Origin of the sequence: Candidatus Burkholderia verschuerenii, from assembly GCF_001189365.1 — a bacterium.
GTDB classification, from domain to species: Bacteria; Pseudomonadota; Gammaproteobacteria; order Burkholderiales; family Burkholderiaceae; genus Caballeronia; species Caballeronia verschuerenii.
Window position 1 is genome coordinate 1 of record NZ_LFJJ01000222.1, and the last position, 11,725, is coordinate 11,725.

The following is an 11,725-nucleotide window of genomic DNA, read 5'->3' on the forward strand; positions in this document are numbered from 1 at the left end:
GCAGTTTCGCTCCACGCTTCCTCCCCACGGTCGGTCGCCCTTCCGCAGTTGCGCTTCACTTCGCTCGCTGTGGTCAACTTGCCGCGCGACTTGCACCCGCAAGAGTGCGCCCATGCTGGGCGCACAAGAGGGGCGAAACGGGTGCATTTTGTCGATCGACACGCGGTACCTTCAAATTATCATGATAATTTGAAGGGCCACCAGTAGCTGTAAAAACAAGGGGCTCAATCGAACGATGCATAAATCGTGGAAAGCTCATTGATTTAACGTTCCTTTCCACACGCGTGCGCATCGCGTAGCAGCAAAAATATCGACATGTTAGATCGCTTACCAAGCATCACATGTCCGACATTGCTGACAATCACGTTTTGAAGCTGCGTTCGCTCGAGGCCGGAGCGGTGCGCATGTTCTTCCAGGCACTCGAACCGCTTCGAGCATTGCTGGACGCGCCCGACCTCGCGGAAATCATGATCAACGATTACCGCAACGTCTGGGTCGAACGTCGCGGCGTGATGACGCGTGAGAACGTCGATCTGCGCCCGGAGCACCTGGAAGGCGCCATCCACTCTCTCGCGTCCTCCGTCGAAAAATCAGCGAAGGCCGGGAGCGACAAGGGCATTATCAACGCGGGTCATCAGAACCTGCGTATTGCCGCCGTCATGAGCCCGACATCCATTGACGGACACGCACTTAGCATCCGCAAGCACCGTGAATCAAAGCTCGCGCTGTCCGACTATGTGAGCATGGGCGCATTTGCATCGGCCCATGCTCGCCCGGAGTTCGCCGAGGCGATCCATTTCGAAGAGGGTATCGAAGACAAAGCGTTGATGCGCGCGCTCGTAGCGCTCGTCCAGTCTCGCAAAAACATCTTGGTAGCCGGAGGCACCTCAGCCGGCAAAACCACCTTTCTGAATGCGCTCATCGAGCAGATCCCGCCCGACCAGCGCGTGATTTCCATCGAAGACACGATGGAGTTGAAGTTGCACGTGCCAAACCGCGTGCGGCTTCTCTCAAACGCCGATACCAATGTGACGACGCAACTACTCGTCGCGCTCTGCCTACGCTTTCGCCCCGATCGCATCATCGTGGGAGAAGTACAAGGCGGCGAAGCCTACGACCTCCTGCAGGCGCTCAATACCGGCCACGACGGCGGACTTGCCTCGATTCACGCCAACAACGGGCGCACCGCGCTCAGCCGCCTCGAATCGCTCGCCATGCTCGGCATCCCCAACGGGTCGCGCTGGGAGCTGGAAGACATGCGCAAGAACATCGCCGATTGCTTCAACTACGTCGTGCACTTCAAGCGCACCGGCGAGATGCGGCACGTCTCCGAGATCCTCGAAATCCGGGGCTTCAAAGATAACGATTACGACCTACAACGCGTTTTTTAAACGGGAGCATCAAAAATGAAGGGAAAGAAGGCATTCAACACCGCCGCAATGATCGTCAGGTGTCTGCGTCCGGGCAAACCGATGCTCGTCGGCGCGCTGCTAAGCATGATGTCGGTAGCGGCGAGGGCTGCGGGTGACTATTCGTCGCTCACGGGACTCACCGACATCATCTGCACGATCAGCAACCTGATCAGCGGCCCGTACCTGTATGGCATCGGCATCGTGCTGATTACCATCGGCGGCGTGGCGGTGGCGAACTCGGAAAGCAACATCGCCAAGACTTTCTCGGTGGTGCTGGTGGGCCTCGGTAGCCGTGCCGATCATGCGCGATCACTTCCACATGGCTGTGGCCTGCTGAGATGCGCCAGCACAAGGTCAGTCGAGGGCTGTCTCTGCCGCGCCAGATGGGGGGCACGGACCGGGGCCTGGCGATCTTCAACGGCACGTTGACGGCGCTGCTCACCTACATGAGTTGGAGTCCCGCGTTTCTCGTCGTTGGCGTCATCGTGCATATCTTCCTGCGCTGGAAAAGCTCGACCGACCCGTGGTGGCGGATCGTCATGCTGGTCTACAACCGCTATCCCGACGTCTCGAGCCGGGCCCGAGCAGCCGCTTCAGTGCGCGATTCAAGCGCCCCTACGGATTCGATCAGGATCTGCCATGCTGAAAATGATGTTTACCAAACGCGCGGTGCAGGAGATCGCCACGTGGGCGACCTTGGTCACGCCCGAACTGGTACTCAATAAGGACGGGTCGTTGCTGACCGTGTTCGAATTTGACGGGGTCGACGCGGATTCGCCCAATCCGGGCGACATCACAGCCGCGCGCGATAACCTCGATCATGCCTGCCGCAACTTCGATCATCGCGTCACCGCCTGGTGGCGCATGTCGCACCGGCGCGTAAAGGGCACGATCGACGGCGAATTCACGTCGGCCGCCGCAGCGCGCATCGACGCCATCAATCAGGCGAACATCGGCAGCGGCAAGTACTTCAAGAATTCGCATTCGCTTGCGCTCGCGTTCACACCCGAAACCGGCATTTCACGCGTCTTCGACAAGATCAGCTACCACATGACCGTGGGCGGAAAGAATCTGTTTGTCACAATGTTTGAAGCGGCGAAAGACATGGTTCTCGCGCGCAGCGCCTTCGCGTTCGATCTGACGAAAATCCAGAATGAGATCAAGCGCTTCGAATCTGTTATCGACGGCTTCACGGGCGGCGTGACGCGACTGAACATGAAGCGCCTGCAACTGCAGAACATTCTGTCGTTCCTGCACCAACGGGCCAACCCCTCGACGCCCAAACGCCGGGTGCGCTACCCGGTCACGATGCTCGACACGCATCTGACGGAAACGGAAGTCACCATTGGCGCGACCGAACTGATGTTTGAGTCGGCGCACGGCAAGGTGTATGCGCGCATCATCGGCGTAAAGGAATGGATGGGGTTTCAGGAGGCGGCGCTCGACGTACTCGCGCAGGTCGATGCGGAACTCGACGTGTGCGTGATGTTCCGCTTTCTCGACACCTCGCGCGCCAGCAGCTACATCAAAAAGATTCGCGGCTTCTACAAGGTCGCCGCGTTCAACCCGGTAGCGATCCTGAAGCAGTGGGCAACGAAGGAAGAACAAAAGAACGACGAGGGGCGTGAACTGCTCGCCAAGGAAGCGGGCGACGCGCTGGCCAAACTCGACGCCGAGGACCAGCAGTACGGTTTCGCCAATATTTCCGTTGTCGTCTACGGCAGCACACCCGAGGTTTGCGAGGATGCGACGCGCCAGGTCGTGGGCGTGATCGGCAACGCCGGTTTCGGCGTGATTCAAGAGAAGACGAATCTGTTTGCCTCCTGGAGTGCGACCTTGCCCGGCCGCTGGGATCAGCAGAAACGTCTGCAGTTCGTCGAAACGCCCGCGATTTCCGATATCGCGCCGCTCTGTAGCGTGGGCGAAGGCAAAAAGATCAACGATTGGCTGACTGAACAATCGGGTATCAAGACCGGGCCGCTCACCTGCCTGCCGACCCGCCACCGGACATTGCAATACGTCGATCTGCACCATCCAGGCGGCAAAGCGCATTTGCTCGTCGTTGGTCCGATCGGCGGCGGTAAATCCGTCTTGATGAATTTCTTCATGGAACAGACGGTGCGCCACGGCGCGCGTCGTATCCGCTTTGACAAGGACGGGTCGACGCGGATCCCGACGTTGCTCGGCGGCGGTCGGTTCATTGACGCCACAGGCCGTTTCGAGGCGGCGACCTCCGTCAATCCGCTTTCCATGATCGGCGACGAAGCGCACTGGCCATACGTGACGGACTGGGTGAAGCTGGTCATCGAGGGCGAGGATTTCACCTGTACGCCACAGCACGAAACGGACATCGACGATCGCATCCGGACGCTTGCGAAAGCGTATCCGCCCGAGAAATGGCGTCTGTCTGGCTTAATCACGCTCCTGCCTGCTGAACTGCGGGAACAATTGTTCGTGTGGACGGAGGGCCAGAAGAACGGCCGCTTTTTCGACCACGTCGAGGACGGCTTTTCTATCTCGGACAACCTCTCGATCGAGATGGGCGACCTGTTCCAGAACTATCCTGTCGCCGCCGCGCTGTTCATGGACTACGCGTTCTATCGGATCGCACAGATTCTAGATGGCAAGCGCTATACCGTGATCGAGATCGAGGAAGCGGGCTTCTTCTTTACCTACTCGAAGTTCTACGCGCGCCTGGAAATTTGGGCGGTCACCATCCGCAAGCTCAATGCGGCGCTGCTGATGGCGACGCAATCGCTCGGGCAACTCGCGCGCGTGCCGAACTTCGAGATTCTCAAAGAGAACATCCCGAACATCATCTATCTGCCCAACAGCGACGCGATCAACAACCAGTCGCTCTATCGCGACATCTTCGGGCTGACGGCACATCAGATCAAGATGATTTCCGACGCTGTGCCCAATCGCGACTATCTGTGGGTGACGGCCACACAAACGCGCATGCTGCAGGCCCAATTTCCGAAGGAGGCGCTCGCCTACCTCCGCTCGGACGGACGTGCGCAAGCCCTGCTCGACAAGCATGTGATGTCGGGCAGCCCGCACTGGCAACAAGACTACGTTCGAGACGTACTCGCCAGCGCCTGAACCGCAACACGCTTATTTGAGAGGCACCCACCATGATCAAAACCCTTCTCCGCGGCATCGTCGCGACCGCCGTGCTGACTGTCGGCCTGGTGCAACAGGCCACCGCAAATATGCCGGTGTTCGACGCATCGAACTTCATCAGGAATACCGTGACGGCGGCAGCTGCTGTCAAAGGTGAGGCTTATCAGGATAGCAATCTGATTTACCAGTATCAGATGATGCTCAATCAGCTCAAGCAGGCGACCAATCTCAACCCGGCCGCGATGCTGGCACAGGTCACGAGTATCAAGAGCGACATCACCGATCTCACTAAATACACCAACGCGCTTAACGACCTCTACGGTGGTCTGCAGAGCAACGCTGAATACGCCAATAAGGTGCAAGCGCTGATCACGCAATCCGGCAAGACACCGGAACAATGGTTTGCGGATCAGAACACGCTGCTGCAGAACAACGACAAGACAGCCAAGCAGTTGTTCCAACAGGGCAACGATGTGATTTCGCACGTCGGCACGCTTGCCAAACGCCGGCAGGAGATCCAGGACCAGTTGAACATGTCGCCCACGATGGAGGCCACGGCGCAATTGACGACGCACATGCTGGACATCATCTCGAGCCAGAACGGTGATCTGATTTCGATGACGGCGGCTAAGCAACGCAGCGACGCGGTGAAGGATTCAGCGACAGTGGCGGACTAGCAGGCGAACAACACGGCGCAGGCGGCCATTAAGGCTCAGCAGGATCGAGAGCGGGCGGCCTACAACGCTCGCATCGGCTCGTCCACCATGCTGGGGCAATGATGAGTCATTCACTCGTGCGTTATTTGAAGTGTATCGGTGCGCTCATCGTGCTGGCGCTCGCAATTGCTATTTTTTCTGTGCCCGCGTTAGCTCAGGCAAGCGGTGATGCGACTAATACAGAAAATGCGGCGAATACCTCAGGTGCCGGGAAGACCGCGGTGCTCGTCAGCCCGGACGGAGATTTCGCTGCCGGTGCGGCAAACGCTGCCACGCAGATCGATGCATTGCTCGGCAGCCTGATTCCCAACGCGATCACAGCCAGCAACAGCGTGATGACGGAGGCGAGTAAGTTTGCATGGGGTTTGGGAATTATCACGCTGGTTCTGGTGGGCGTACGCTTCGCCGGCACACATCATCCGATCTCCGCCTGGATCAATTTATTCGAAGAGCTGGCGATACTCGGGATTTTTGTCGCGCTCTTCCTTGGATACACCACCACGGCGAGCGGCTTTTGGACATGGTTCCAGCAGTTGGCAGCGGACATCGGAGGCTCGCATTCGGGCACCACCGGCTCCGCGATGGCTCATCTCGCGGGTGTAGTTTTCGACGCGGTAAAAACGAAGATTAAATCGGTGTCGCTTTGGAATTTTCCCGCAATCGCAGCCGACACCATTGTCTTAATCTTGGCTGCCTTTTTCATGTGTCTGGCGTCGATCGCCTTCGTTTATTACTTAGCGGTTGGCCAAATTCAATCGGCAATTGGGATCGTGCTAGGACCCATTGCACTTGCGCTCGGATTCTCTTCGTACACGCGCAAATATTTCCTCAAATGGCTCGACTGGATGATCAGCGCAGGCATGTATGTGGTGATCGTCGCGGTCTTGATCAAGCTCGTCGGTATATCGATCGAGTCTGCCGTCAAAAATGCTACGGCTGTCGGCGGGGCAACGACCCTGAACGGCGCATACGTCTTCAACCTGTCTGTGTTCATCCTCTTGCTCTCGCTCGAGATACCGAAGCTTGCAACGATCTTCGGTGGCGGCGCGACCGCAACTGGCACTGGGGCGCTGAAACTCGCGAAGGGGTTTATGCCGTGAACGCCTCCCACACGCCTATCGCGATAGATGCACTTTTCGTTCAGCATCAGAAACGCATCGAGCTTGTCAGGCAATGCGCCAACGAAAGTACCGAAACAGAATTTTTCCGGAAGTGGGTGACGGTGCTTCGGCGCTGTGCGAATTGGTTTTCGTCGATGCCCCTCGCGCCGCAGCTGCACTGCGAACCTGGCGGGGCGTTCCGGGCTACCATCGAAACGACGTTCTACGCCATGCGGTTGGCAGGAGGCCAGAAATTTGCCGCCGATCTGACCTCCGATATGCGTCGAAAGCTCGAACCGCAATATAACTACGCCGTGTTCCTCGCGGCCGCATGTTCGCTGCTCGACGAGCCGTTTCGTCACTTCGAGTTCGTGCGCCAGACCGACCGTGAAAGGTGGAATCCGGCCGCGCACGGCGCGTTTGGTGCGTGGATCGGCACGGGCGATTACTCCGTTGAGCGACGCATGGCGCCGCTGAAGCAAGAGCGCATGCGCACGGCCATGCTTGCGCAGACGGTTATCACGCTCGAGCTGCTCGCAGGGCTGGATGCGGCGGTGCACTCCGATCTGTTCAACGCGATCAATCCGGAGCGCAGTCCGCAAGGCGCTGAAGCGCTGGTACATAAGGTCGTTCGCAAAGCGCTGGATGTGACAGTCGACTTCGAGCAAAAAGCGCAGCGATCTGTTTTCGCGCCGGTCAAATTCGACGTTCCGTCTGCCGTGCACGTAGCGCTTGCGCTCGAGCCGCAATTTGTCGCGACCGCGCCGCACATTGCACTGAACACACCCGAAGGTGCGCCCTCGACCCACGCGCCTCTTACTGATCCACCAGCCGTTCCCTCGCCTGCGGCTACTGCCGCCACGACCACTACCACCGTTTCTGGCCCTCAGTTGTCGCAGCCGTTGCGCGATGCGCTGAAGCGCAGCGAAGCACAAGCTCTCGGTACAGCTTCCACTGAAGCCGCTTCTACAAATACAGCGCAAGCGGCCGTGCCGGCCGACTCCGCACCACTTCGCCCTGCACCCATCGATCCGGCCGCCGCCGGCGGGTCCCGGCGCAATGCTACACCGCAGTCCGGCCCCAGCGACGATGAATTGAACGAGGTGTTGGGTCCAGGTGCGGCCATGATCAAAGAGTTTTTCAAAGCGATCGCCGGCGACGTGGCGGCCGGAAAAGCGAAGGTGGTATGGGAAGAAAAGGTCTGGGCGGTGCAGAAGCGCCTCATCGGCGCGTACGGCATCACGAGCGAGACGCTCGTCGAGCAGCTTCGAAAGCGCAGCTTGCTCCTGCGCGCGCATGGCAATGACATCTGCATCGTCGAGCGCGCGGGCCGTTTGATCTCGGAGCCGCCGACCGCATGAAATACGTCTATCATTTCCGCCCGATCTACGAGTTTCGGCAGTTTCTGCTGTGGCCTTTTGTGATGATCGGCGTCGTCTGTTCTGGCATGCCGTTCGGATGGGTTTTCGTCGGCATCGGTGCCGTGTTGCTGACAATCCGGGGCCTTCAGGTGTGGAAGGCGCTTAGTTTCCGCATGGCCATTTCCACCAAATGGCTCAGCAAGATCCATATCGACACACTGCTTGCCACGCAAAAGCTCATGAAGCAACGAGAGGACTCGATGTATCTCGGCACCGGCTTCGAGTGGACGCAAAAGCACACGCAGATCGCGCATGAGATCTTGCGCATGCCGGTGACCGATATCCCGTCGCTGCCGAAATGGTTGTCGGCGACCGAAGTCGGGCGTCGTGTGGAAGCGCGTATCGAGCACATGTTCTGCCCCCGGGACAGCGTGCGCGATCGCATGCCGCAAGGCTCGTCGTGGATCCACGGCATGGAACCCAAGAAAGTCCGTGTGCCATTTCATTACAAGTCAATGGGCGGCCACACGCTGGTGGGCGGCACGACAGGAGCGGGTAAGACGCGTACCTACGAGGTGGTGTCGACGCAAGTCATCCACAACCTCAAAGACGTGCTCATCATCGTCGATCCGAAGAACGATGATGAATGGAAGAAGCGGGTGGAGCGGGAATGCGCTCGGGCAGGCCGCAAGTTTCTCTACTTCAATCAGGCGAAGCCGCACGAGTCCATCCGCCTTAACCCGCTCGAAAACTGGTCTCAGCCCTCGGAAATTCCTTCACGCATTGCCCAGTTGATGGAAGAGGGGCCGTTCCGAGATTTCGCGTTTCTCTTTATCGACCGCGCGGTGAAGGGCGAACTGTACGTCGGTGACAAGCCCAATCTGCGCTCAATCCTGAAATATGCGCAGTCGGGCATCGGCAATCTGTTGGATCGGTGTCTGCGCCGCTTCTTCGTTGAGAACGGTCTAACCAACTGGGAAGAACTAACCGTGACGGCCACGGTAAAAGACGCGCAGCGTCGCAATGATGTGTCGCTGACCGACGGGATGGCGAAGCTTTATCTGGACAGGTTTGCCGCGTTCGACAAAGGGCACGAAACGATCGACGGGCTGATTGCGACGCACACACACGATCGCGAGCATTACATGCGGATCATCGCGTCGGCGTTGCCACTGTTGCAAATGCTGGCGACCGGTGAAACCGGGCTGATGCTCGCACCCAAAGCAGACGACTTCGAAGATGAGCGCGAGATCTGGGATATCGACAAGATCATCAAGCAGGAGGCGGTTCTATACATGGGGCTGGATTCGCTGTCGAACAACATCGTGCAGAAGGCCATCGCATCGATGGCGTTGTCCGATGTCGCAGCGGTGTGCGGCGCGATCTACAACTTCTATGAAGAGAAACCTGATGTCGTCTTGATCATCGACGAAATCGCTGAGGCGATCAACGAACAGGTCATCCAGATTCTCAACAAGGGGCGTGGAGCGGGGTTCAAGGCGTTTGTCGCGTTTCAGGCACGTGCGGACCTTGAAGCGAAACTTGGAAACGCGGCAAAAATGCTGCAGGTTTTGGGGAATCTGAACAACCAAATCATTTTACGATTGGAAGACTCGGATACGGCCAAGTGGTTTTCGGACAAGGTAGGGGAGACGGCGATCCGCGTGGTCAATGTCTCCAACAGCACCAATACCACGACGGAGGCCCATGCGCTTGAGTTCAGCGGGTCGCAATCGCGCTCGCTGCAACTGGAGAAGGCGCCGTTGATTCCTGTGCGTCTGATCCACAGTTTGCCGAATTTGCAGTATTTCATGCGCATCTCAGGAGGCGCGGTATATCAAGGTCGTATCCCCATCATCGAAGGCTAACTCTCAAGATTATGTCCGCTGCGTACAAAAACATTATTCGCGATCACAAACTATCGCACAGGTTGAACCCCGTCTTCACCATCGCGCCTGAACTGGAGCTCGCCTGTTCGCGTCTTGCCGATTTTATCGGCGAGCGGTTCATGGGTGATAAGCGCTCGTTGGCGGCCGAGATGATCAAGTCGGCGCTCGACGGCTACAAGCGCGTCAAGCGCACGGGTGACCCTCACATCGCGTTCATGCAGGGTTTGTTTGAGCCGGCCAAGCTCCTGTACGCGCGCCGGTATGCGGGGCGCCGTAAGGACAAGTTGGTTGTCTGGTGCCCGATGGTCGAAGCCATCCCCCAGTTCGAGGCTCGTTACCATGACTACGCTTTCGAGATGGTCGAGGAGCGCTGCCCCGACCATATCACCCAACGGACGGCCGCCTTCCAGATGGCCGCGCGTGTGCTACACGGCGAGGCCTTCCGTCGTTACTTCGAGGAATACGATGTCGCTCACCGTTACGATCATAGCGAAGCTCTCGGGGGTTGAACCCCACACCGCGCGGCGTGCGTGCGATATGGCGGCGGCGTTTGACGGCGAGGTCCATGCGAGCATGCCCGAGGAGTTCACATATGGCGCGGGCGCTCGCTGCTACGCCTTAGCAACGATTGCGGCGTTGCGACCCGCGCTGTTTTGGGGAGGCCTTGCTGCGATTGCGGCTGTACCGATACTCCTGCTAATGAAGGTGCTACATGGCTAGTCGCTTCGGGTCGCACCTCAAAGTCTGGTTTCTTCTGGTGCCGGTTCTCTCGATCGCCGTCATGCCCGCCATTCCGGAGCGCAGTCTGTTCGAGGTGCCGGAAGCCGAAACCCGTTCGTTGATTACATCGGTGGGTCAGGAGCGCGCCGATGACGCTGTACGCCGAGCCAATGATACTTTCCGGCATGCATTCGTTGACAATGGTTTGCTGTTGCGCACTCTCAATGCATCGGGGAGCGTAGGCGGCTTGAACGATGGCGGATTCTCGACATTCGCGCATACCTGGACCGAAAATTTTTGGTTGCTCGTCTACCGGATGCTGTTTCGCGCGATGGTCATGAAGCTGTGGATCGTAGGCACGCTCTTGTTTGCGTTTGGCATGTTTATCGATGGCACGGCTCGACGCAAGATCAAGGCGTCAGCCGCCGGGTTTGTCAGTCCGTTGTCTTTTCATCTCGCGGGCCATGGCCTACTCCTAGTGACTGGCACCTTGTTCGGCGTGCTCGTCGTGCCTCTTCCGGTACTGGCGGGATATTGGGTATGTGTGGCGGCGCTGCTCGGGGCATTTCTCTGGAAAGCCGCCGAGTCGTTTCAGTCCTCGCGCTAGAGAGCGTTGAGTAGAGTCGCACGCCAAAACAACGCTATTTTTGAGGCTCTCCGGCTTGGCAATGCTATCCGGGTAGCTCCCGTTGTCTTGTTACGACATTTAACTTTATGATTCTAAATAGTATTTGATCTTTGCGACTTGTACCAATTACCGCCCCCCTATCTAAATGGTACGAAATCATGGCCCATATCCCATACAAAGTTTTGATGCAAGACGGGGCCTCGGAAATCATTAGATAACACGGAGCTTATTAAGCAACTCCGTCTTCCGGTTTAGCAAAACTGTCCGGACAGCGCGGCTGCGATCATTAACTTCGATCGCGCCATATTTTGCCCGCACTCCGCCGTTGGTCGATCACTCTAACATTTCCGCCTGCATCCTCCTGCACCCTGCCAAATCTGCGAACCGAGGTCAAATCAGGCAGCCTCAGAGTCGCTCTGCTTGACGTATTGTTTTCCTCCAGCTTGCCATGCCATCCTCCGGGACAACCCATGCCTTCAGGCCTTGTATGTCTGCCTCTGTGCTTCTGCGAAAGGCGCTTTAAATAACGCTTGTTTCGACCCGTTCGTGCTTACGCTCTGCGGCAACAATGAACATTATGGGCAGAGCAGTGGGCCTGCCTGTTTTCCAGTTGATGAATTTAGGACCGACGGTCCGAACAGGAGAGGTGATGAGCACTGTGGTCGAAAACGAAAAGATCAATGATGATGCGTCGGCTTCGCCCGAACACATTGAACCCGACGCGTCGCTGGCGACCGGGACGCTTGCAGCAGGCGACGCACACGATGCACCGCTGA

9 protein-coding genes and 1 pseudogene are annotated in these 11,725 nt (G+C 57.9%); all 10 read left to right on the top strand.

What is annotated here, in order from left to right; genetic code table 11:
* Window positions 1–341 precede the first annotated feature (341 nt).
* The 10 genes and pseudogenes from BVER_RS25515 (at window position 342) to BVER_RS25560 (ending at window position 10,928) form a co-directional block, all read left to right on the top strand.
* Window positions 342–1,391 carry a TadA family conjugal transfer-associated ATPase gene (locus tag BVER_RS25515; protein ID WP_050455640.1) on the top strand — a complete coding sequence of 350 codons (1,050 nt, stop codon included), beginning with the start codon at window positions 342–344 and terminating at the stop codon, window positions 1,389–1,391.
* A gap of 15 nt (window positions 1,392–1,406) precedes the next feature.
* Window positions 1,407–1,841, top strand: a complete 435-nt coding sequence (locus BVER_RS25520; RefSeq protein WP_232316766.1) for a hypothetical protein — start codon at window positions 1,407–1,409, stop codon at window positions 1,839–1,841.
* Window positions 1,796–2,058 (top strand): annotated as a pseudogene (locus BVER_RS30660) (conjugal transfer protein). The gene BVER_RS25520 and the pseudogene BVER_RS30660 overlap by 46 nt, the downstream one beginning before the upstream one ends.
* On the top strand, window positions 2,052–4,514 hold the full coding sequence (locus BVER_RS25525) for a VirB4 family type IV secretion system protein (RefSeq protein WP_050455641.1): 2,463 nt from the start codon (window positions 2,052–2,054) through the stop codon (window positions 4,512–4,514). The pseudogene BVER_RS30660 and the gene BVER_RS25525 overlap by 7 nt, the downstream one beginning before the upstream one ends.
* Before the next feature lie 32 nt (window positions 4,515–4,546).
* A complete protein-coding gene (locus BVER_RS25530; RefSeq protein WP_232316767.1) occupies window positions 4,547–5,212 on the top strand; it encodes a TrbJ/VirB5 family protein in 666 nt (221 codons plus the stop codon).
* A gap of 101 nt (window positions 5,213–5,313) precedes the next feature.
* On the top strand, window positions 5,314–6,351 hold the full coding sequence (locus BVER_RS25535; protein WP_157056220.1) for a type IV secretion system protein: 1,038 nt from the start codon (window positions 5,314–5,316) through the stop codon (window positions 6,349–6,351).
* Window positions 6,348–7,712, top strand: a complete 1,365-nt coding sequence (locus BVER_RS25540) for a TraI domain-containing protein (RefSeq protein ID WP_050455643.1) — start codon at window positions 6,348–6,350, stop codon at window positions 7,710–7,712. The genes BVER_RS25535 and BVER_RS25540 overlap by 4 nt, the downstream gene beginning before the upstream one ends.
* Window positions 7,709–9,580, top strand: coding sequence for a conjugative transfer system coupling protein TraD (traD, locus tag BVER_RS25545; RefSeq protein WP_050455644.1), 1,872 nt, complete (start codon window positions 7,709–7,711; stop codon window positions 9,578–9,580). Before BVER_RS25540 ends, traD begins: the two co-directional genes overlap by 4 nt.
* 11 nt (window positions 9,581–9,591) lie before the next feature.
* Window positions 9,592–10,110 (top strand): hypothetical protein, encoded by a 519-nt coding sequence (locus BVER_RS25550; RefSeq protein WP_050455645.1) that lies wholly within the window; start codon window positions 9,592–9,594, stop codon window positions 10,108–10,110.
* Between the two features lie 203 nt (window positions 10,111–10,313).
* Window positions 10,314–10,928 carry an IncC plasmid conjugative DNA transfer DtrJ family protein gene (locus BVER_RS25560; protein ID WP_050455647.1) on the top strand — a complete coding sequence of 205 codons (615 nt, stop codon included), beginning with the start codon at window positions 10,314–10,316 and terminating at the stop codon, window positions 10,926–10,928.
* Window positions 10,929–11,725 lie beyond the last annotated feature (797 nt).